General features: G+C 67.2%; 2 protein-coding genes. Both read right to left on the bottom strand.

What is annotated here, in order from left to right; genetic code table 11:
- Window positions 1-119: 119 nt before the first annotated feature.
- Window positions 120-11,522 carry an amino acid adenylation domain-containing protein gene (locus ACNFHO_RS03965; protein WP_416765309.1) on the bottom strand — a complete coding sequence of 3,801 codons (11,403 nt, stop codon included), beginning with the start codon at window positions 11,520-11,522 and terminating at the stop codon, window positions 120-122.
- On the bottom strand, window positions 11,519-24,421 hold the full coding sequence (locus ACNFHO_RS03960; protein WP_416765307.1) for an amino acid adenylation domain-containing protein: 12,903 nt from the start codon (window positions 24,419-24,421) through the stop codon (window positions 11,519-11,521). The genes ACNFHO_RS03965 and ACNFHO_RS03960 overlap by 4 nt, the downstream gene beginning before the upstream one ends.
- Between the last annotated feature and the right edge of the window lie 323 nt (window positions 24,422-24,744).

Raw genomic sequence — 24,744 nt, 5'->3', positions numbered from 1 at the left:
GCGTGGCACACCGCCCCTTGTGGGGGCGGGCTGGCCTCGCAATCACCGGGCAAGCCGGTGCCAGATACTGCGGTGCTGCAATCGCGGGCCCAGCCCGCACCCACAAGGTTCGCGCCAAATCAATGAGTGACCCGCTGCAGCGCCTGCCCGTCGTGCCACCAGGCCGCGAGGCTGAACACATCCGGGGCTTTGAGGATGCTGAAGTGGTTGCCAGGCCCATGCCACACCGCCAGTTGCGGCAGCAGGCGCTGCCAACCGACAAGCATCGCCGCCTGTTCGCGCTTGTTGCCGGCCGCATCCAGAGTCGCATCGGCCACCAGCACCAGGCTGGCCGGGCCGCTGTAGCCGACCTGCGCCGGGTACGGCGTACGCAGCGCGCTGGAGAAGGTGCGGGCGATCCCGTGCAACGCCCTGACAGAAGAACGCGCCGGCATCAGCCCGCCGCGAACCATGGCCTGGTGCAAGCGTTCGAGTTGCTGCTCATCGTCCAGTGCGGCAAAGGCCTGGCGGTCGATTTCCAGCGAGCGCCCACTGGCCAGCTGCAACGATTCGATCAGCCGGTCCAACGCTGCTCCTGCGGTGTAGGGCCGACCGCAGACGCTGTTGCCACCGGGTGACTCGCTGTCGATCAAGGTCAGTGAGCGCACCTCCCGCCCCTGTGCCTGAAAACGCACCGCCATGGCATGCGCTACCCAGCCGCCAAAGGAATGCCCGACCAGGTTCAACGGCCCCTGCGGGTACAGCGCTTCGATGGCCTGGACATGGCAGGCCGCCGCGGCGTCGATGCTGCTGTGCGGTGTGGCGGTGCCATCCAGGCCACGCGCTTGCAGGCCGTACACCGGCCAGTCGCCGCCCAGGGCCTCGGCCAGGCCGATGAAGCTGGTCACGCTATCGCCGGCCCCCGGCACGCAGAACAGCGGCGCATGACCGCCCTGCCCGCTCTGGATCGCCACCAGCGGCTGATACGCCGCCGGCGACTTCTCGCCGATACCCGCGCGGGCCGCCTGCAGCGCCGTGCCGAGCGCGCGGCCCAGCACCTGCACGTGCGGCGCCTGCATCATGCTCAGGTGATCGCCCGGCACCTCGATGCACCGCACCTGACCGGCCGGCACCGTGCGCTCCCAACCAAGCAATGGCTGCTCACCGTGACGCTGCACGCCTTGTTCGGCGCGCAGCAAGTGGATGGCGATGCCCAGCGGTTCGGGACGGTAATGGGCCATGGCATGGCCGTGGGCAATTTCGCGTTCGAAGAACAGCTTCAGCTCGTCATCGCTTGCAGCGGCAAGTTCCGCATACAGCAAGCCCTGTTCACGGCAGGCGGCGAGCAAGGTGGTGAAGTCGGCCTGGCCATCGTCCAAGGTATTGACCCTGGCCAGTTGCTGCGCGCCTGCCGTGCCGAGCCCCTGCCAGTGTCCGGCGCAGTGCAGCAGCAGTTGCTGTTGTAACAGGCGCGCGCCTTGCCAGCGTCCCTTGCCCTGGTCGACCAGACGCGGCTGCCAGGTGTCGATCAAGCCCAGGAACTCGACCTGCTCGTCCGCCCCCAGCAGTTGCGCGGCGATTTCATAGGCCAGCAAGCCGCCGAACGACCAGCCGGCAAGCCGGTAAGGCCCGTGAGGCTGAACCCGGCGGATGCGCTCCAGTTGCGCCCGGGCCAGGGCCTCCAGGGTGTCCGGCTGCGCCTCGCCCAGGGCCAGGCCCGGCACGCCATAGATCGGGAAGTCACCCTCCAGTTGCTGGCCCAGTACCGGGAAGTAGAAGTCCATGCCGCTGAACTCGTGGATCAGGAACAGTGCCGGTGCGTCGCCCTCCGCGCGCACGCACACCAAGTCCGTTTGCGGTGTCGCCGCCTGCAGATGCTCGGCCAATGCCGCCACGCTGGCATGCTGGAACAGCTCGGCGAGCGATACCTGCAGCCCCTGTTCGCGCAACAGGCCCACCAGGCGGATGGCCAATAGCGAATGACCGCCCAGGGCGAAGAAACTGTCATGCCGCCCCACCTGCCCGATCTCCAGCACCTGCGCCCAGAGCGCCGCGAGCTGTTGTTCCAGCGCGGTGGATGGTGCCTCATAACGGCTCTCGGCAAGGTCCTGCATCGCTGGACGCGGCAGCGCCTTGCGGTCGATCTTGCCATTGTTGGTCAGCGGCAGCGCATCGAGCACGATGCAGGCCGACGGCACCATGTATGGCGGCAGGCGTCCCTGCAGCCAACCCCGCACAGCGGCGGCATCAAGGTGCGGGTCTGTGCGGGTGAACCAAGCCACCAGGTGAGCCGGCCCCTGCGTCAGGGTCAGCGCCATGACCACCACTTCGCCAATACCCGGGCACAGCGCCAGGTGCTGCTCGACTTCGCCCAGCTCGATACGGAAACCGCGGATCTTCACCTGGTCGTCGTTGCGCCCCAGGCACTCCAACTGGCCGTCGTCGCGCCAGCGGCCCAGATCGCCGGTACGGTACAGGCGTGCGCCAGGCTGCGGGCTGAACGGGTCGTCGATAAAGCGCTCGGCCGTGAGTTCCGGGCGGTTGAGATAGCCCAGCGCCACGCCGTCGCCACCGATGTACAACTCACCTACCGCCCCCAGCGGCAGCGGACGCAGGTGCGCGTCCAGCACATGCACCTGGGTACTGCCGACCGGTCCCCCGATCGGCACCAGCTCGGCGTCGGCCGGCACATGGCGAACGCGCCCGGCGGTGGCATAGGTGGTGGTTTCGGTCGGCCCATAGCAGTGCACCAGGCGCAGCTCCGGAGCCTGCGCCAGCAAGCTGCGGAACGCTGCCGGATCGGCTCGCTCGCCACCGCACAGCAGCACGCGCAACCCTGCCAGCACGTCAGGGATCATCTGCACGTACTGGTTGAACAACGCCGTGGTGACGAACAGCACTGTCGCGCCCCCTTCACGCAGGGCCACGCCCAGACGCACAGGGTCGAGCAAGGTGTCATGGTCGATCACCAACACCTGGCCGCCATTGAGCAGCGCACCCCAGACATCCATGGTGCTGGCGTCGAACGCGGGGTTGGAGGCGAAAGCGATACGGTCCTGGGCGCTGAAGTCGGCGTAGCCATCGTTGAGCACCAGGCGAGCGATGCCACGATGGGGCACGCGCACGCCCTTGGGCGTCCCGGTGGAGCCGGAGGTGTACATGACGTAGGCGACCGTATCTCCACCCTGGGCCAGCCCTGGGTTATGACCGGGCTGACGGTTAAGGTCCAGGCGATCGAGATCGAGGCGGCGCGCGCGGTAGCTCAGGGTCGCCGAGCTGTCGCAGATCAGCGCTACGGCCTGGCAGTCCTGCACCATGAAGCCCTGTCGCTCGGCCGGCGCATGGATGTCCAGCGGCACGTAGGCCGCACCGCACTTGGCGACGGCCAGCTGGGCCTGGAGCAATCCCAACGAACGCGGCAGCAGGATCGCCACATGATCGCCCGGCGCCACGCCTTGCTCGATCAGGTGATGAGCCAGGCGGTTGGCCTGCTCGTTGAGCTCGCCGTAGGTCAGGCTATGCGCCCCGTCACGGGCGGCGATGGACAATGGATGCCGTGCTACCTGTTGTTCGAACAGACGATGCACTGGCAAGTCGCGCGGGTAGTCGCGCGTGGTCGCGTTGAAGGCCTCGCGCAACTGCCGGGCCTCAGCCAGCGGCACCACGCTCAGGCGCTCGAGCCCTTCGCAGGCGCTGGTCTCAAGCGCCTGCAGCAGCAGGTGCAGGGCATGCTCCACGTAGCTGCAGATCCGCCGGGCGTCGATGCCCTGCGCGGTTTGCGCGGTCAGCTCGAACGCCAGGCCCAGGTCATCGACGCTCAACGCCAACGGGTAGTTGCTGCGCTCGTGCGCCTCGACCAGCTCGATGCCCTCCCAGGCCTGGCGCGCCGCCTCGCCCTGCCCGGCCAGCGAGCCATGGCGATAGTTGAGCAATGCATTGAACAACGCGGCACCCGTAGGCAAGCCACTGCAGCGCTGGGCTAGCGCCAGGCGAGCGTGCTCATGGGCCAGCAGGCCGGTCAGGCGTCGGTGGGCTTGCTGCAAGGCTGCCAACACGGGCTGTCCGGCAAGGTCCAGGCGCAGTGGCAAGGTATTGATGTAGACGCCCAAGGCGCGCTCGGCGCCCTCGCCACCCTTCAGCCGACCGAGCAGCACGGTGCCGAATACCACGCTGTCGCGCCCGCTCAGTTGCCCGAGCACCTGTGCCCAGGCCAGGTGCATCAGACTTGCAGCGCTGACGTTATGGCGTCGCGCCTGTTCGCGGATCCGCAGGTTCAGCGCATGGTCGAGGCGCTGATGGTGCTGCGCCAAGGCGTCCTGGTGTGGCGTTGCATAACCGCCGTAAGGCAGGGTCGGTTCGTCGATGTCGGCCAGTTGCTCGCGGAAGAAGGCTTCATGGGCCGCCTCGCCCGCCCCACGCTGCAGTTGGGCGATGTAGTTGCGGTAAGGCACCGCCGCTGGCAGGGCATGAGCCTGCTCTAGCAGGCAGGCTTGCAGTTCGCTGCGCAACACCTCGAGCGCCACGTGATCCATGACCAGATGGTGGAACAGCAGCGTGGCGCTGATTCGGCCGGTGCTCGGCTCGGTACGATGTACCAGGCGCAGCAGCGGTGCGCGGGCCAGGTCGAAGCGACGAGGCTCGATGGCATCGCCCTCCTGCACGACATCCAGCGGAGCACGGCGCCAGACCACCTGCACAGGCTCAGCCAGGCCGTCCCAGTGGAAGGCGCTGCGCAGGATATCGTTGCGCGCGATCACCTGGTCCAAGGCGCGGTGCAGCGCCTGCAAACGACCACGATCGGCGAGCAGGAAACGCACCTCCAGCACGTCGGCCGCCTCACCTTCACCGGCCAGATGGTGATAGAGCATGCCCGCCTGCAGCGGCCCTAGCGGGTAGATGTCCTGGACATTGGCGGTACCGCCAGCCACCTGGCCGACGATACGATCGATCGCCTCTTGCGTCAGCGTCACCAGCGGCAGCAGCTCAGGCGTGATGTGCGGGCAGTCGGCGGTGATGCGGTTGGCAGGCACCTGCACCTGGTCGAGGGTCTCGACCGTCGCAGCCAGGGCCGCCAGGTTCGGCTCGGTGAACAGCCCCTGGATATCCAAGGCCAACCCGCGGGCGCGCAGGCGAGCGACCAGTGTCACGGCCAGCAGCGAATGGCCGCCCAATTCGAAGAAGTTGTCGTGTCGCCCTACCCGCTCCACACCCAGCAACTCGCCCCACAACTCGGCGAGCAGGCGCTCGTTATCACCTTCGGGGGCCTGGTAGGCCTGGCCTTGCAAGGCTTCGACGGCGGGAATCGGCAGGGCCTTGCGGTCCAGCTTGCCGTTGGGGCTCAGCGGCAGTGCAGGCAGATGCACGAACTGTGCAGGCACCATGAACTCGGGTAGTTGAGCCTGCAACTGCCCCTTCAATGTGTCTGCCGTGTGCACAGCTCCGGTGTAGTACGCCACCAGGCGCTTGCCGGCGGGCGGCAAGTCCAGGGCCAGTACAGCGGCCTCCTTGATGCCTTCTATGCGGGTCAGGCAGGCCTGGATCTCGCCCAGTTCGATGCGCAGGCCGCGGATCTTCACCTGGTCGTCGTTGCGCCCCAGGTACTCCAGGGTGCCGTCGGCCAGGTGCCGGGCCAGATCCCCGGTGCGGTACAGGCGTGCGCCAGGACGGGTGCTGAAGGGGTCTTCGAGGAAGCGCTCGGCACTCAGTTGCTCGCGGTTCAGATAGCCACGAGCAACCTGCACGCCGCCGATGTAGAGCTCGCCGGCAACGCCCTGCGGCACTGGCTGGCCCTGGGCGTCGAGCACGTACAGCGTAGTGTTGGCGATCGGTTTGCCGATCGGGGTGTTGTCCGGGGTCTGTTCCAGTGGCTCGGCGCAATGCCAGGCACTGACGTCCACTGCCGCTTCGGTCGGGCCATACAAGTTGTGCAGCTCGACGCTCGGCAACTGCGCCTTGAAGCGCCGCACCAGGCTGCCGGGCAACGCTTCGCCGCTGCACAGCACCCGGCGTAGCGCTGCAGGCTCGGCATCACCATAGGCGAGGAACACATCGAGCATCGAAGGGACGAAATGCAGGGTCGTTACCGATTCGGCTGCGATCACCTGGCGCAGGTAACCCGGGTCACGGTGCCCGCCCGGGCACGCCATCACCAGTTGTGCGCCGGTCTGCAGCGGCCAGAAGAACTCCCACACCGACACATCGAAGCTGAACGGGGTTTTCTGCAGCACTACGTCATCAGCGCCCAAGCCATAGGCGTCCTGGGTCCAGAGCAGGCGGTTGACCACCCCGGCGTGCTCGTTCATCACGCCCTTGGGCAGGCCGGTGGAGCCGGAGGTGTAGATCACGTAGACCAGGTGTTGCGGTGTAAGGCCCGCAACCTGGGGGTTGTCGCTGGAAAGCGCTTGCCACACCGGCTCATCCAGATCGATTTGCGGCACATCGAACGCCGCCAGCATCTCGCGAGTCGCCGCATGCCCCAGCACCGCCACCGGCGCGCTGTCGGTGAGCATATGGCGGATACGATCGGGCGGGTAATCCGGGTCAACCGGCACATAGGCGCCGCCGGCCTTGAGGATCGCCAGCAAGCCGATGACCATCGAAGCGCTGCGCTCTACGCAGATCGCCACGCGATCGTCCGGCTGCACCCCGAGTGCAATCAGGTAATGGGCCAGACGGTTGGCCTCGGCGTTCAGTGCGCGGTAGGTCAACTGTCCGGTTTCGGCACGCAGGGCGATGCGTTCGGGCGTGCGTTCGACCTGGGCCTCGATCATCCCGTGCACCGTCTGCTCCAGGTCGTAGCCTACGGCGGTGTCGTTGTAGTCGACCAACAGTCGACGACGCTCCTGCGCATCCGGCAGGGCAACGCTTGCCAGCACCGCGCCGTCGCTGCCGGCCATGGCCCACAGCAGTTGCTCCAGATAGCCGCAGTAGCGCTCCACCGTGGCCCGGTCGAACAACGCGGTGGCATAGCTCAATGCGCCGCCGAAACCATCTGCGGTCTCGCCCAGCCTCAGGCTCAGGTCGAACTTGGCAAAGCCCTGCCCTTGGCCGAGGTTGCGCAGGCTCAGGCCATCCAGCCCGGCGGCGAAATCATGACCGCCCTCCCACTCCAGCGACACCTGGTACAGCGGCGTGTGGGCCAGGCTGCGCGATGGTTTGATCAGGTCCACCACCTGCTCGAACGGCAGGTCCTGATGCTCCTGTGCGGCCAGTACCTGGGCCTTGACCCGCGCCAGCAAGGTGCCGACATCCGGCGCATCCGCCAGGTCCAGGCGGATGGCCAGGGAGTTCACGAACAGCCCGATCACCCCTTCGACCTCAGCCTGCCGACGTCCGGCCACCGGCGTACCGATCACCACCTCGCCCTGCCCCGACAAACGAGCCAGCAGCACCGACCAGGCGCCCATGAACAGCATGAACGGCGTGACCTGGTGGCGCTTGCACAGGGCCTTGAGATCGTCTGCCAGTCGGGCGTCGAGGCGTATACGCACGCTGTCGCCTGCGTAATCCTGGCGCACCGGACGCGGTCGGTCGGTCGGCAGGCTCAGCAGCGCAGGTGCACCGGCCAGGTTGTTGCGCCAGAACTCGCCTTGGCGCTGCAGCGCCTCGCCCTGCAGCCAACGGTGCTGCCACATCGCGTAATCGCCATACTGGATCGGCAACGGCGCAAGCCGCGCCTCGCGGCCTTCACGCAAGGCCTGGTACAGCGCGCTCAGCTCACGGGTCAGCACGCCCATCGACCAGCCATCGGCGACGATATGGTGCAGTGTCAGCAGCAGTACATGATGCTGTGGCGCCACCTGCAGCAGGCGAGCGCGAAGCGGCAATGCCTCGCCAAGCGCGAACGGCCGCGCAGCTTCTTCACGCACCAGCGCACGCAGGCGCTGCTCATCGGCCCCCAGCACCTGCTCGCGCTGCACCACCAGGCGCTGCGCCGACAACCGCACCCGCGGCTCGCCATCGACCTCGAAGAACTCGCTGCGCAGCGCCTCGTGACGCTCGACCAGTGCCACCAGGGCCTGTACCAAGGCGTCGGCATCCAGCTCGCCGCACAGCTCCAGCGCCAGGGGAATGTTGTAGGCCTGGCTGGCACCGTTCATCTGTGCCAGGAACCACAGGCGCTGCTGGGCGAACGACAACGGCAGCGCCTGCTCGCGTGCCACCGCGAGCACCGGCGGCAGCTCACTGCGCGCAGCCCCCGCCACCACCTCGGCCATCGCCGCCAGTTCGGCCTGGGCGAACAGCGTCCCCAGCGTCAGCTCCACGCCGAGTCGCTGACGAACCTGGGCAACCAGACGCATGGCCAGCAACGAGTGACCGCCCAGCTCGAAGAAGTGATCATGCCGCCCGACCCGCTCGACCTGCAGCAACCCCTGCCAGATCTGCGCCAGGGTCTGCTCCAACTCGCCCTGGGGCGCCTCGAAGCGACGCTCGAACAGGTCGGCGCGAGTGGGTGCCGGCAGCGCCCGGCGATCGAGCTTGCCGTTGGCCGTCAGCGGCAGCGACTCGAGCCGCACGAAGGCCACCGGCACCATGTAATCGGGCAAGTGCGCCTGCAGCTGTGTACGCAGTTGTGCAGGCGCGGCCACCTCGACGCTGTCCTGGCCAGTGAAGTAGGCCACCAGCCGCGGCTGCCCCGGCTGGTCCTCACGGGCCAGCACCACGGCTTCGTTGATGCCTGGCAGGGCTGCCAGGCGGCTTTCGATCTCACCCAGTTCGATACGCACGCCACGGATCTTCACCTGGTCGTCGTTGCGCCCGAGGTAGTCGAGGGTGCCGTCATCCAGCCAGCGCACCAGGTCGCCAGTACGGTACATGCGGGCGCCCGGCTGCGGGCTGAACGGGTCATCGAGAAAACGCTCGGCCGTCATCTGTGCACGGTTCAGGTAACCACGGGCAACCCCGGCGCCACCAATGTACAGCTCGCCGGCCACCCCCTGCGCCACCGGCTGGTGGTGCGCATCGAGCACGTAGAGCCGGGCGTTATCGACCGGTGCGCCGATATGCAGCACGCCGCCAGGCACCATCGCCCCGGAGCTTGCGACCACCGTGGCTTCGGTGGGCCCGTAATTGTTGATCACGGCAAATCCGGGGTGACGTGTGAACTGCCGCAGGCGGTCACCACCGATCAGCAGGGTGCGCAGGGTCGGGTGATCGAGCTGGTGGCTGAAGGCGTATTCGGCCACCGGCGTCGGCAGGAAACTGACATCCAGCGGGCAGCCGCGCCACCAGGCGAGCAAAGCGTCGATGTCCTCGCCCTGTTCGCTTGGCGGCGCGATATGCAGGGTCGCCCCGGCGCACAGGGCCGGCCAGACTTCCCAGGCCATGGCATCGAAGCCGAAGCCGGCCAGGCTCGAGGTGTGACGCCCCTGGCACAGGTCGAAGGCGCGGCAATGCCAGTCGATCAGGTTGTTGAGGGTCCGATGTTCGACCATCACGCCCTTGGGCAGGCCGGTGGAACCGGAGGTGTAGATCACGTAGGCCAGGTTGTCGACAGCCAGGCCATCGACCTGCGGGGCGTGCTCGCTCGACGGCCAGTCCGCCCGGTCGAGTTCGAGCACCGGTACCGGGCATTGGCCCAGGCGCGCGCGCAGATCGTGCTGGGTCAGCACCACGCTCGGGGCGCTGTCATCGAGCAGATAGGCGATGCGTTCGTCGGGATGCGCGGGGTCGATCGGCACGTAACCCGCGCCGGCCTTGAGGATCGCCACCAGGCCGACCAGGGTGTCCAGACCTCGCCGGGCCAGTATCGCCACGCGGTCTTCAGGCTGCACACCGAGCATGACCAGGCGTTGAGCCAGTGCATTGGCACGCAGTTCCAGCTCACCGTAGCTCAGCGCGATGCCTGCGCAGGTGGCGGCCACGGCATCGGGCTGCTGGCGGGTCTGGAGCTGGATGCGCTGGTGCACCGTGAGCACGGTTTCGGTGTCCCCCGGGCGTTCGTTGAAGGTCTCGAGCACTCGCTCGCGCTCGACAGCGGGCAGCATGTCCAGCCGATCGACATTCAGCCCTGGGTTCTGTGCCAGGGCCTGTACCAGGCTTTCGAGGGTTTTCTCGAGATAGGCACAAACCCGCTGCTTCGGCACTTCGGCCGTTGCCAGCAAGGTCAGGCGCAGGGCATCGCCCAGGTCGTCGACACTCAGGGTCAGCGGATAGTTGGTGCGCTCTTCGCTGGTCAGTACGTCGATGCCCTCCCACGCCGCACGGGCCTGGCCATCGGCAACCGGCGCACTGTGCCGGTAGTTGAGCAAGGCGTTGAACAATGGCGTCGGCGCGGCCACGCCGCTGCAACGCTGGGCCAGGGCCAGCGGCGCGTGCTCGTGGCGCATCAGGGTGGTCAGGCGCTGGTGAGTGGCCTTGACCGCCGTGATCAGGTCCAGGCCAGCCAGGTCCACCCGCAGTGGCAAGGTATTGATGAAAATGCCCAGTGCACGGTCGTTGGCCTCCGCGCCCATCAGGCGGCCCATCAAAACCGTGCCGAACACCACCTGCTCGCGCCCGGTCAGGCCACCCAGCACCCGCGCCCAGGCCAGGTGGAACAGGCTTGCCAGGCTCACGCCCAGCGCCCGTGCCTGGCTGCGCAGGCCGTCGCACAGGGCCGGCGCCAGGCTCAGGCTTTCTTCGTGCGGCGCGCTGCCGTCACCCTGCACGTCCTGCAGGCCGTAGGCCAGCGTCGGCTCGACGATATCCCCCAGTTGCTCGCGGAAAAACGCCTCGTGCTGCGCCTGGCTGACGCCGAGCAGGGCCTGGCCGACGTAATTGCGAAACGGTACTGCCGCGCCCAACAGGTGGCCATCGCCGCGCAACACGGCCTGCATTTCGTGACGCACCACCTCGAGGGCGCTGTGGTCCATAGCGATATGGTGGAACTGCAGCGTGGCCTGCACACGACCATCGCTGGCCGCAGGCTCGCAATGCAGGCGGATCAGCGGTGCCTGGCCGAGGTCGATACGCTCGTCCAGGGGCAGGCCGCGGGACACCTGCAGCCGGGCCTCGCGCCAGACCACCTGCAGCGGCGCCTCGAGCCCCTGCCAGTGCACCGAGGTGCGCAGGATATCGTGGCGGTCGATCACCGCCTGCAGCGCATCGACGAACGCCTGCAGATGGGCCTGGCTGGCAAAGGCGAAGCGCGACTGCATCACGTAAGGATCGCTGCCCTCTGCGCTGGCGTGATGATAGAGAATGCCCTGCTGCAAGGGCGCCAGCGGGTAGATGTCCTGCACGTTGGCATGGCCGCCGGGAATCTGCCCGACCAGCGCATCGATGGCCGCCTGGTCGAGCTCGACCAGGTTGAGCAGTGCCGGGGTGATCCGCGTGCAGTCGGCCGGGATGGCGTTGGCCGGAGCGCCGACATTGCCGGCCCTGGCCACGTACTCACCGCGCTCGAGCAGCGCGATCAGCGCCGGTTTGTGTTCACGCAGGCGCGCCACCAGGCTCGCATCGGTCAGCGCCTGGCGGTTGCCCTGGACCACCAGCTGGCCATCCTTGAGCGCCAGCTGGATATCGTTGGCTGACAATGTCGCCAGTAGGTCGTTGATGCTCACAGGACGATCTCCATTCTGTCTGTGATGGCGGCATAGCCTGCCAAGGTTGGTTGTTCGAACAGCGCGCGCACATCGGCCTCCAGGCCCTCCTGGCGCAGGCGGGCGGTCAGGGTCACCGCCAGCAGCGAGTGGCCACCCAGTTCGAAGAAGTTGTCGTGCCGCCCTACTCGCTCCACGCCCAGCAGCTCACCCCAGAGCGCGGCCAGCAGCTGCTCGGTATCGCCCTGTGGCGCCTCGTAGGGACGCGCATCGGCCACGGCGGCGACCGGCAGCGCCTTGCGGTCGAGCTTGCCGTTGGGGCTCAGCGGCAAGGCGTCCAGGTGCATGAACAGCGTCGGAACCATGAATTCCGGCAGTTGCGCCGACAGCTGCTGGCGCATGCCCTCGACGGGCTGTACGGCACCGGTGTAATAGGCGACCAGGCGCTGATCCACCGCCAGCACCACCGCCTCCTTGATCCCCGCAATGCGGGTCAGGCAGGCCTGGATCTCGCCCAGTTCGATGCGCAGGCCGCGGATCTTCACCTGGTCGTCGTTGCGCCCCAGGTACTCCAGGGTGCCGTCGGCCAGGTGCCGGGCCAGATCCCCGGTGCGGTACAGGCGTGCGCCAGGACGGGTGCTGAAGGGGTCTTCGAGGAAGCGCTCGGCACTCAGTTGCTCGCGGTTCAGATAGCCACGAGCAACCTGCACGCCGCCGATGTAGAGCTCGCCGGCAACGCCCTGCGGCACTGGCTGGCCCTGGGCGTCGAGCACGTACAGCGTAGTGTTGGCGATCGGTTTGCCGATCGGGGTGTTGTCCGGGGTCTGTTCCAGTGGCTCGGCGCAATGCCAGGCACTGACGTCCACTGCAGCTTCGGTCGGGCCGTACAAGTTGTGCAGCTCGACGCTGGGCAACTGCGCCTTGAGGCGCCGCACCAGGCTGCCGGGCAACGCTTCACCACTGCACAGCACGCGCTTGAGGCGTGCGGCCTGCAGGTCGCCGTGGGCGAGGAAGACATCGAGCATCGACGGCACGAAGTGCAGGGTCGTGATGCCACGCTCGGCGATGACGTCGGCCAGGTACTGCGGATCGCGATGGCCGCCCGGGCACGCCATCACCAGTCGTGCGCCGGTCTGCAGCGGCCAGAAGAACTCCCACACCGATACGTCGAAGCTGAACGGGGTTTTCTGCAGCACTACGTCATCAGCGCCCAGGCCATAGGCGTCCTGGGTCCAGAGCAGGCGGTTGACCACCCCGGCGTGCTCGTTCATCACGCCTTTCGGCAGGCCGGTGGAGCCGGAGGTGTAGATCACGTAGGCCAGGTGTTGCGGTGTAAGGCCCGCAACCTGGGGGTTGTCGCTGGAAAGGGATTGCCACACCGGCATATCCAGATCGACTTGCGGCACCTCGAACGCCGCCAGCATCTCGCGAGTCGCCGCATGCCCCAACACCGCAACTGGCGCGCTGTCGGTGAGCATATGATGGATACGATCGGCCGGATAATCCGGATCGACCGGCACGTAGGCGCCGCCCGCCTTGAGGATCGCCAGCAAGCCGATGACCATCGCCGGGCTGCGCTCGACGCAGATCGCCACGCGATCATCCGGCTGCACCCCGAGTGCAATCAGGTGATGGGCCAGACGGTTGGCCTCGGCGTTCAACGTGCGGTAGCTCAGTTGGCGTTGCTCGGCGATCAGAGCGATGCGCTCAGGCGTGCGCTCGACCTGGGCCTCGATCATCCCGTGCACCGTCTGCTCCAGGTCGTAGCCTACGGCGGTGTCGTTGAAGCCAACCAGCAGGCGCTGGCGCTCTTCGTGTTCCAGCACCGGCAGTTGGTTCAGCGCCAGGTCGGGCTGACGCTCAAGGGCATCCACCAGGCCCGCGAGCACCTGCTGCAGCTGCCCGCAGACCCGCTCGGCCCCTACCGCAGGCAGTACCTGCACGGTCAGACGCAGGCCATCGCCCAGGTCATCCACGTTCAGGCTCAAGGGGTAGTTGGTGCGTTCTTCGCTGGCCAGTGTCTCTATACCCTGCCAGGCCTGACGCTGGATTTCGGTCTCGGCAGCGCTGGCGCTGTGCCGGTAGTTGAGCATGGCGCTGAACAGCGGCATGGGTGCGACCACACCACTGCAACGCTGGGCCAGGGCCAGCGAGGCATGCTCGTGGGTCAGCAGCGCGCTCAGCCGTGCGTGGGTGGCACGCACGCCTTCACGTACGCCGAGCCCCGCCAGGTGAACGCGCAGTGGCAAGGTGTTGATGAACATGCCCAGGCCGTGCCCGCTGCCTGCACCACCTTGCATGCGTCCCAGCAGTACCGTGCCGAACACCACGTTGTCGCGACCACTGGCACTGCCCAACAGACGTGCCCACGCCAGGTGCAGCAGGCTGGCAGTGCTCACGCCGAGCTGGCGTGCCTGGCTGCGCAGGCGCTGGTTCAGGTCAGGGTCCAGATGCACCTGGGCCTGCTCGATACGGCGCACGTCACCCTGTGTGTCACGCAGGCCGAACGGCAGGGTTGGCTCGTCGATATCGGCCAGTTGTTCGCGGAAGAACGCCTCGTGCTCGGCCTCGCTGACACCGAGGCGTGCCTGGGCCACGTAGTTGCGGTACGGCACGGCCGGCTCGCTCGGCGCGGGCAGCCCGTGGAGATAACCGAGCATCTCTGCGCGCACCACCTCAAGCGCCGTGTGGTCGAGCACCAGGTGATGGAACTGCAAGGTCGCCTCGATGCGCTGCCCTGCACGGCGATAGAGCAGGCGCACCAGCGGCGCCTGGTTCAGCGCCAGGGTGTCGAAACGCTGCGCAGGCTCGTTGGCGATGTCGATCACCGGCAGTTGGGCATGGCGCCAGACCACCTGCAACGGCTGCGCCAGTCCTTCCCACAGCACTGCGGTGCGCAGAATATCGTGACGGGCGATGACGCTTTCCAGCGCGCCGGCAAACGCTTGCAGTCGCGCCTGGCTGTCGAATACCAGCTGCGATTGCAGCAGGTACGGGTCGGCTCCGGCGGCGCTCAGGTGATGGTAGAGAATGCCTTCCTGTAGCGGCGCGAGGGGGTAGATGTCCTGCACATTGGCCGCGCCGCCGGGTACGCTTGCCACCACACGGTCGATGGCGGCCTGGTCCAGTTCGATCAGGCTGAGCAGGTCGGGTGTGATAAGGGTACAGCCGGGTGCAATGCGATTGGCCGGCACCTGTACCTGACGGCCCTGGCCAAGCGCTGCGGCCAGCGCCGCCACGCTCGGTTGGCTGAACAGCAAGCGCACATCGGCCTCCAGGCCTTGCTGGCGCAGGCGCTCGATCAGGCTGACCGCGAGCAGCGAATGCCCACCCAGTTCGAAGAAGTTGTCATGCCGCCCTACCCGCTCCAGGCCCAGCAGCTCGGCCCAGACCTGCGCCATGACCTGCTCGGTCTCGCCCTGCGGGGCTGCATAGGCCGCCACCGGCAGATCGGCTGGATCCGGGTCTGGCAGCGCCCTGCGGTCGAGCTTGCCGTGACTGGTCAGCGGCAAGGCCTCCAAGCGGATGAACGCCAACGGCACCAGGTGGCTCGGCAGGCTGGCCTGCAAGGCCTGGCGCAGGCCATCGACCGGCGCGTTCGCGGTGTACCAGGCCAGCAGCCGCTCGCCGCGCACCAGTACCACGGCGTCACGTACGCCAGGCTGGGCGGCCACGGCCGCTTCGATCTCGCCAAGTTCTACGCGCACACCCCGTATCTTTACCTGGTCGTCGTTACGCCCGAGGTAGTCGAGGGTGCCATCGGCGTTCCAGCGCACCAGGTCGCCACTGCGGTACATCCGCGCTCCAGCCCTTGAGCTGAACGGATCGGCGACGAAACGTTGCTCGGTCAGTTCGGGCCGGTTCAGGTAGCCGCGGGCAACCCCGTCGCCTCCGATGTACAGCTCGCCCGCCGCGCCGACCGGGACCGGCTGACGACGTTCGTCGAGCACATAGACCTGGGTATTGGCGATGGCGCTGCCGATGTGCAGTGCGCCACCGACCTGCACCTGACCCGAGGTGGCGACCACGGTCGTTTCGGTCGGACCGTAGTTATTGATCACGGCAAAGCCTGGATCACGCTCGAACTGGCGCAGACGGTCACCGCCGATCAGCAGCGTCCGCAGGCTGGCGTGCTGACGCTCCCGACGCAGGGCCTGCTCGGCTACCGGGGTTGGCAGGAAGCTGACCTGCAGCGGTTGCTGCAACCACCAGTCGAGCAAGGCATCGACCTGTTCGTTGGCAAGTGTTGCGGGCGGCAGGTGCACCACGGCGCCGGCGCACAAGGCCGGCCAGACTTCCCAGGCCATGGCGTCGAAACCGAAGCCGGCCACGCTGGAGGTGTGGCTACCGGCGCGCAGGGTAAAGGCCTCGCAGTGCCAGTGCACCAGGTTGGCCAGGGTACGGTGCTCGACCATCACGCCCTTGGGCTGGCCCGTAGAGCCGGAGGTGTAGACCACATAGGCAAGCGCATCCGCGGCAAGGCCCGGCACCTGCGGGTCATGCTCGGCAGCGGACTGCCAGTCGCCCTGGTCCAGGTCCAGGCGTGCGACGTGTGGCGGCAAGCCGTGCTGGTGCGTGTCGGCGAGCACCAGTGCCGGGGTGCTGTCCTCGAGCAGATAGGCAATACGCTCGGCAGGGTAACCAGGGTCGACGGGCACATAGGCGCCGCCGGCCTTGAGCACCGCCAGCAGTGCCACCAGGCGCTGCGGCGTGCGCGGCAGGCACAAGGCAACCCGGGCGCCAGGCCGAACGCCCAGGCCGATCAGGTGGTGGGCCAGGCGGTTGGCGGCACGATTGAGTTCGCCATAGCTGAGCCCTTCTTCGCCTTGCACCACCGCTTGAGCCTGGGGTGAGCGGGCCGCGCAGGCCTCGACCAGCGCATGCACGGTCTGGCCCTGCGGATACTCACGGGCACGAGGGTTGAAATCGACCAGCAGGCGGCGACGTTCATCGGCGCCCAGCACCGACAGGTCATCCAGCCGTGTACTCGGCGCCTGCTCCAGCGCCTCGACCAGTTGCGCGATGCTGTTGGCCATCCACTGCGCGACACGCTCGGCGCCGATGTCCGCGACGGCCAGCACGCTCAGGGTGAATCCCTCGCCCAGGTCATCGACGCTCAAGGTCAGCGGATAGTTGCTGCGCTCCTCGCCGCCCAGAAGGCGAACGCCCTGCCAGATACCCTCGCCATCGCGTGGCGCATCGGCAGCGCTGTGGCGATAGTTGAGCAAGGCGCTGAACAGCGGTTGCCCGGCCGGTACGCCACTGCAGCGCTGGGCCATGGCCAACGACGCATGCTCATGGCCCAGCAGTGCAGACAAACGGGCATGGGTGGCACGCACCGCTTCGGCCACCGCCACCTGGGTGTCGACCCGCAGCGGCAAGGTGTTGATGAACACCCCAAGTGCCCGGTCGGCACCCTCGCCGCCTTGCAGGCGGCCCATCAGCACTGTGCCGAACACCACCTCACTGCGATTGGCCAGCACGCCGAGCAGGCGCGCCCAGGCCAGGTGCATCAGGCTCGCGGCGCTCACGCCCAGGGTACGCGCCTGGTCGCGCAGGCGTCGGGCGAGCGCGCCATCGAGGGCCTGGTGCGCCTCGGCGATGCCGTGCCCTTCGCCCTGCACATCCTGCTGGGCAAATGGCAGGGTCGGCTCGTCGATATCACCGAGCATGTCGCGGAAGAACGCCTCGGCGCCCGCCGCATCGCTGCCCAGGCGCGCCTGGGCCACGTAGTTGCGGTACGGCACCGGCGCATTCAGCTTGGCCACATCGCCGAACAGCAGGGTGTGCATTTCGGCGCCAACCACGTCCATCGCGGTGTGGTCGAGGGCCAGATGGTGGAACAACAGGATTGCCACGACCTGGCCGTTGCGCAGGTCCTGGCTGTAGACCAGGCGCATCAACGGTGCCTGGGACAGGTCGATCCGATGCTGACGGGCGTCGAAGCGCGCCTGCAATTGGTCGATGACCTCGCCTTCGCCCTCCAGCTCGACCGGCACCACGGCCAGCTTCGCCTGACGCCACACCACCTGCACCGGCTGCGCCAGGCCTTCCCAGATCAGCGAGGTGCGCAGGATGTCGTGCCGGTCAATGACCTGCTGCAAGGCATCAGCCCAGGTCTGCAAGCGCTCGAGGGTGTCGAAGGCCAGGCGTGACTGCAGCAGGTAGGGATCGCCCTGGCCGGCACTCAGGTGGTGGTAGAGGATGCCTTCCTGCAACGGGGCAAGGGGGTAGATTTCCTGCACATTGGCAGCCCCGCCCGGTACCGTGGCGACGATGCGCTCGATGGTGGCCTGGTCCAGTTCGATCAGGCTGAGCATCTCGGGGGTGATCTGCGACGCGTCGGCCGGTACGCGGTTATCCGGCACCCGCACCTCGCGCCCGCTGCCCACCGCAGCGGCCAGTGCGGCGAGGGTCGGCTGGGCGAACAGCACGCGCACATCGGCGGCCAGGCCGACCTTGCGCATGCGCTCGATCAGGCTGACGGCCAGCAGCGAATGGCCACCCAGCTCGAAGAAGTGATCATGCCGGCCAACACGCTCGACCTTGAGCACATCGGCCCAGATCGCCGCCAGCGCGATCTCCACCTCGCCCTCAGGCGCGGCGAAGGCACGACTCACCACCGCGGCCTGACTTGGTTGCGGCAACGCCTGGCGATCGAGCTTGCCGTTGGCGGTCAACGGCCACTGGCCAACATGGACATAGGCCGACGGCAGCATGTAGTCGGGCAACTGGCCTTGCAATTGCGCATGCAGCTCGGTGATCGGCGGGACGCGGCCTTCAGTGCTGAACCAGGCCACCAGGCGCTTGTCGCCTGGGGCTTCTTCACGCACCAGTACCACGGCTTCCTGTACCCCGGCGCACGCTGCGAGACGCGCTTCGATTTCACCCAGCTCGATACGGTAGCCGCGCAGCTTGACCTGTTGGTCGTTACGACCCAGGTAACGCAAGGAGCCATCAGCCTGCCAACTGACCAGGTCGCCGCTGCGGTACAGGCGCGCGCCTGGCGTCTCGCTGAATGGGTCTTCGAAGAAGCGCTCGGCGGTCAACGCCGGCTGATTCAGATAACCCAGGGCAACCCCATCTCCGCCGATATACAGCTCACCGACGGCACCGATCGGCACTGGCTGGCGCCGGGCATCGAGCACATAGCAAAGGCTGTTGCCGATCGGCCGGCCAATCGGGATCGCCCCCTCGCCTACTGCGAGGATTTCATGGGTGGTACTGAAGGTCGTGGCTTCGGTCGGGCCATAACCGTTGAGCAGGTGCGCCGGGGCGCCTTCGCGCAGTACACGGGCAATCACCTGGGGATCGAGCACATCCCCGCCGACCATCAGGTAGCGCAGCGACCGGAACACCGGCAGCAGGTGCGCGGCGTACTGATGGAACAACCCGGCGGTCAACCACAGCACTGTGACTTCGTGTTCCAGCAATGCCTGGCCCAGGGCCTCGTGCGACAGCACCTGATGCTGATCGATCACCACCACGCGCCCGCCGTTGAGCAGCGGCGCCCAGACCTCCAGGGTGCTGGCGTCGAATGCCGGGTTGGAAGCAAAGGCTACGCGGTCATCGCCTTGCAGGTCGGCGAAGCCGTTGTTGATGACCAGCCGCACGATCGAGCGATGGGCCACCAGCACACCCTTGGGCAGGCCGGTAGAGCCGGAGGTGTACATGATGTAGGCCGCAGCCCGCGCATCCACGGCAATGTCCAGGCCATGGGCGGGATAGGCTGCGAGCTCCAGCGTATCCAGCTCTACCCGGCGCGTGGCGCCGACCTGCGGCTGATCGGCCTGGGTCAGCAACAGCGTGGCGCGGCTGTCTTCGAGCATGAACGCCTGACGCTCGGCGGGCGCATTGGCATCCAGTGGCACATAGACCGCGCCGCACTTGATCACGGCCAACTGGCTGGCCAGCAGGTCGAAGGAGCGCGGCAGCAGCAGCGCCACACGGTGCCCCGGGCGCACGCCCAGTTCCAGCAGGTGACGAGCCAGCCGGTTGGCGTGCTGATCAAGCTCGCCGTAACGCCACTGGCGCTGACCGTGCACCACGGCAACCGCGTCCGGGGTCTGGGCGGCGTGCGCCTCGAACAAACTCTGCACCGCGTGTTCGCGTGGGTAGGTGCGGCCGGTGGCGTTGAATCCGTGCAGCACCTGCTCGCGCGCCTCGGGCGACAGGCAGGACACCGCATGCAGGGGTGTTTCCGGAACAGTCTCCAGGGCATCGGCCAAGTTCGCCAGGGCGCTGCCGAGCAAGGCGCACACCTGAGCGCCATCGACCTGCGGCACAGCCTGCACGGTCAGTTCCAGGCCCTGCCCCAGATCGTCGACGTTGACCACCAGCGGATAGTTGCTGCGCTCACGCGAGGCCAACAGCTCGATGCCCGACCAACCCAGGCCGTCCCCTGCGCCTTTGGCGCTGCTGTGGCGGAAGTTGAGCAAACTGGTGAACAGCGCCTGGGACGCCGGCACACCGCTGCAACGCTGGGCCTGCGCCAGCGATGCCTGCTCGTGACCGAGCAGGCGTGCCAGGCGCTGATGGGTACGACGCACACCCTCGGCGGCGCCAACGGCATCGACACTGACCCGCAGCGGCAAGGTGTTGATGAACATGCCCAGCGCCCGATCTGCCCCGGCGCCACCCTGCAGGCGTCCCAGCAGCACAGTACCGAACACCACCTCGCTGCGCCCGCTCAGTTGCGCCAATACCTGCCCCCAGGCCTGGTGCACCAGGCTGGCGACGCTCACCCCCAGCGCGCGGGCCTGCACGCGCAGGCGCCCGGCCAGTGTGGCGTCCAGCGCCTGATGGCGGTCGATCACCTCCACGCCATTGCCCTGCACATCGCGCAGGCCGAAGACCTCGGTCGGCTCGTCGATATCTGCCAGCATCTCGCGGAACATCGCTTCATCGGCCGCAGGATCGGCATCCAGTCGCGCACGCGCCACATAGTTGCGGTACGGCACGCTGTCGATGTGCACTGGCTGGCCCTGCAGTGCAGCACCCACCTCGGCCACCAGCCGTTCGACGGCGGTATGGTCGAGCAGGATATGGTGCAGCAACAAGGTCGCCTCCAGGCGCTCACCCTGGGCATGGCGCACCAGTTGCAGCAACGGCGCGCTCGTGAGGTCCAGGCGCTGCAGGTCGGCGTGCTCTGTCACGCGCAGCTGCGCGTGGCGATGCACCACCTGCACCGCTTCCTGCAGCCCCTCCCAGTGCAGGCTGGTGCGCAGGATATCGTGGCGGGCGATCACCGCATCCAGCGCCTTGACGAAGCCTTGCAGCTCCACTTCACCGGCAAAGGCGAAGCGTGCCCGCAGCACGTAAGGGTCGGCCCCGGAACTGGCCAGGTGGTGGTAGAGGATGCCCTGCTGCAGTGGTGCCAGGCCGTAGATGTCCTGGACATTGGCAGTACCGCCCGGGATACCGGCGGTCAATGCGTCGATCTCGTCCTGGCTGAGGTTGGCCAGTGGCAGCATCTGCGGTTCGATGCGCGGGCAGTTCGCCAGAATGCGATTGATCGGCACCTGCGCCGGTAGATCGGCGCTCACCGCAGCCGCCAGTGCCGACAAGGTCGGTTGGCCGAACAGCACGCGCACATCGGCCGCCAGTTCCTGCTGGCGCATGCGCTCCACCAGCTTGACCGCCAGCAGCGAGTGGCCGCCCAGCTCGAAGAAGTTGTCGTGCCGACCGACCTGCTCAAGGCCCAGCAACTGTTGCCAGATGGCCGCGATGCGTTGCTCCACCTCGCCGTGCGGCGCTTCGAAGGCGCGACGGGCAAAGGCCTCGCCATCGGGCTCGGGCAAGGCCTTGCGGTCGAGCTTGCCATTGGCGGTCAGCGGGAAGCTCTCCAGGCGCACGAAGGCCGCCGGTACCATGTACTCGGCCAAGTGGCACAGCAGGCTGTCACGCAGTGCCGCCGCATCGGGCTCGGCGCCTGCGGCGGCCAGCCAGTAGGCGACCAGGCGCTGCTCGCCGGCGCTGTCGCGACGCGCCATGACCACGGCCTCGCGCACACCTTCACAGGCCGCCAGGCGTGCCTCGATCTCGCCCAGCTCGATGCGAAAACCGCGGATCTTCACCTGGTCGTCGTTGCGGCCCAGGTAATCCAGGCTGCCATCGGCGGCCCAGCGCGCCAGGTCGCCGGTCTTGTACAGACGCCCGCCAGGGTTGAACGGGTCGGCGATAAAGCGCTCGGCACTGAGCGCCTCACGATTCAGATAGCCGCGGGCGACACCGGCACCCCCCACGTACAGCTCGCCGGTAACACCGGTCGGCACAGGCTGACGGCAGGCGTCGAGCACATACAGTTGCAAGTCGGGAATACGTGAACCGATGGGGCTTACCCCCACCAGTTGCGCATCGGCCGCCTGCAGCGGGCGGTAGGTGACGTGCACGGTAGTTTCGGTAATGCCGTACATGTTCACCAGGCGCGTGCCGGCATTGCCGATGCGTGCATACCAGGGCTTGAGCAGCCCGGGCTCCAACGCCTCACCGCCAAAGATCACCTGGCGCAGGGAATGCTGCAGTTCGCTGCGTTCCTGCGCCGCGATCAGTTGGCGGAAGGCGCTGGGAGTCTGGTTGAGGACGCTGACGCCGGTGCGGCAAAGCAAGGCGTAGCACTCGTCCGGCGAGCGACTGATGCGTTGCGGCACGATCAGCAACTGGCCACCGAAGGCCAGCGCTCCCCAGATTTCCCAGACCGAGAAATCGAAGGCGAAGGAGTGGAACAGCGCCCAGGTGTCCTGGCGGTTGAAGGCGAACCAGTCGTGGGTCGCCGAGAACAGGCGCGAGACATTGCCATGCTCGACCATCACGCCCTTGGGCAGGCCGGTGGAGCCGGAGGTGTAGATCACATAGGCCAGGTGCGAAGGCAGCAGCCCGGCGAGCATCGGATTGCCGGTGGGCTGTAGCTCCAGCGACGGGTCGTCCAGGTCGATCACCGGCGCCGTCACCTCACCCAACAGCGCCAGGCTGTCCGCTTGGGTGAGGATGGCCCGCGGGGCGCTGTCGCTCAAGGTAAAGGCAATACGCTCGGCAGGATAGGCCGGGTCGATCGGCACATAGCCCGCACCGGCCTTGAGCACGCCCAACAGGCCGACCAGCATGCCCAGGCCACGCTCGACGCAGATCGCCACGCGGTCATCCGGGCCGATGCCCAGTGCGATCAGGCGGTGAGCGAGCTGGTTGGCACGCTGGTTGAGCTCGCCGTAGCTCAGGCTCTGCTGCTCGAAGATCAGCGCCGTATCCTGCGGACGCGCCTGGGCGTGGGCCTCGAAACGCTGGTGCAGCAACGGCGTCAGGGCGAACTCAAGCAAGGGGCGGTTCTGGCCATGGATCAGTTGCTCGCGCTCGTCGGCGGGCAGGATATCGATGCCGTTCAGCGGCGCTTCTGGATTGCTGTCCAGAGCCTCGACGATCTGCTCGAGCGCCCGCGCCAGGTAACCCGCGATACGCTGGGCACCCAGCCCGCCAGCGACCAGGGCGGTGATGCGCAGGTCTTCGCCAAGGTCGTCGATATTGATCGTCAGCGGGTAGTTGGTGCGTTCTTCGGCGCCCAGCACCTGGATACCAGGGGCGATGTCGATGACTTCGGCAGCGTCGGCGGCATCGCTATGGCGATAGTTGAGGACGGTGTTGAACAGCGGCGCAGGCGCCGCCACCGCACTGCAGCGCTGGGCCAGTGCCAGCGGCGCCTGTTCATGGCCGAGCACGCCGGTCAAGCGCGTGTGAGTCGCCTGCAGCCCTTGGCGCACGCTGTGCTCGCCAACGTCAATGCGCAGCGGCAAGGTGTTGATGAACATGCCCAGCGCCTGTTCGCCGCCCTCGCCGACCTCCATGCGCCCGAGCAGCACGGTGCCGAACACCACCGCTTCGCGCCCGGACAACTGGCCCAGGACCCGGGCCAGGCCCAGGTGAGCGATGGCCGCAGGGCTCACACCCAAGCGGCGTGCCTGGGCGCGCAGGCGCAGGCTCAGCCCGCGCTCGAGGGTCAGGCGGGCTTCCTCCACGGCCTGATCCTCGACGTCGGCCACGCCGAAGGCCAGGGTAGGTTCGTCGATATCGGCCAGCATCGCGGTGAAGAACGCTTCATGCGCCGGCACGTCCAGCGCCTGGCGCGCCTGCGCAAGGAGGTTGCGAAACGGCACCGCCGGCCCAACCTGCTCGGCATTGCCAGCCAGCCAGGCGCCGATCTCGCGGCGCACGATGTCGAGTGCGGTGTGGTCCATCACCGTGTGGTGGAACAGTAACAGGGCGACGACCTCCTCGCCTGTGCCCCGGGCATGCACCAGACGCAGCAGCGGTGCCTGGCGCAGGTCGAGGCGATAGTGGCGGGTGTCGTGCAACCGGCGCAATTGCGCCAGCGGCTCGTCCTGGCCAGGCAGTTGCAGTGCTTCGCGCACCAGCGGTGCTTCGCGCCAGACCACTTGCACCGGCTCGTCCAGGCGCTCCCAGTACATCGAGGTGCGCAGGATGTCGTGGCGCTGGATCACCCAGTCCAGCGCATCGGCGAAGGCATCCAGGTGTGCCTGGTCGGCAAAGCGCAGTTGTGCCTGCAAGAGATAGGGGTCGCCCGCATCGGCGGACAGGTGGTGGTAGAGCATGCCCTCCTGCAGCGGCGCCAGGGGATAGATGTCCTGTACGTTGGCAGCGCCGCCGGGAATGCTGGCGACAATGCGGTCGATGGCCTGCTGGTCCAGGTCCACCAGCGGCAGCATCTGCGGGGTAATTTTGAACGCCGGGCTCAGCCAGTCGTCGTGCTGCCGGGCGAGCATCTCCAGCAACGCCGGCTTGTGTGCGGCCAATGCGTCCCACAGGGCGTCATCCAGGGCATCGTCGTCACCATGGACGACGAGGTCCTGATCGTCACGCTGAAGTCGGATCGCACGGGTGGAGAGCACAGCCATCAGTTCGCTGAAGCGCATGGGTAAGCATCCTGCTTTTGCCAGTCGGAAATGGCGCCACGCTAAAGGATCGGGGGTGCGAGGGGTGACAGGGTAAGGGGGGACAAAGCACGGACTGCCAAAACAGGAATAAGAATATGAATTCTTATTTCTTTTACGCGTTTAGAACTTCCTCTATAACGTTTCGAACTGTACAGCAGCCAACACCGGCCAACTGTTTGCAGCGCAACACCTGATCAACACCCCGCTGCGCTGGCAACACGGCCGTTGTCGCAGAAATCGCGGCAACCCGTTGATTCAAAAGGAATCGAAACTTCGGCACGACGATTGCTCAAGCAAAGTCC

It is taken from the genome of Pseudomonas sp. NY15374, from assembly GCF_048068255.1.
GTDB lineage: Bacteria > Pseudomonadota > Gammaproteobacteria > Pseudomonadales > Pseudomonadaceae > Aquipseudomonas > Aquipseudomonas machongensis.
Note: the sequence above shows the minus strand (reverse complement) of the source record. Positions and strands in the feature narration are given on the sequence as shown.

What these genes read in the sequence shown, in the direction of transcription:
- ACNFHO_RS03960 (WP_416765307.1), bottom strand. Translation starts at nt 24,421, where the DNA reads ATGCGCTTCAGCGAACTGATGGCTGTGCTCTCCACCCGTGCGATCCGA.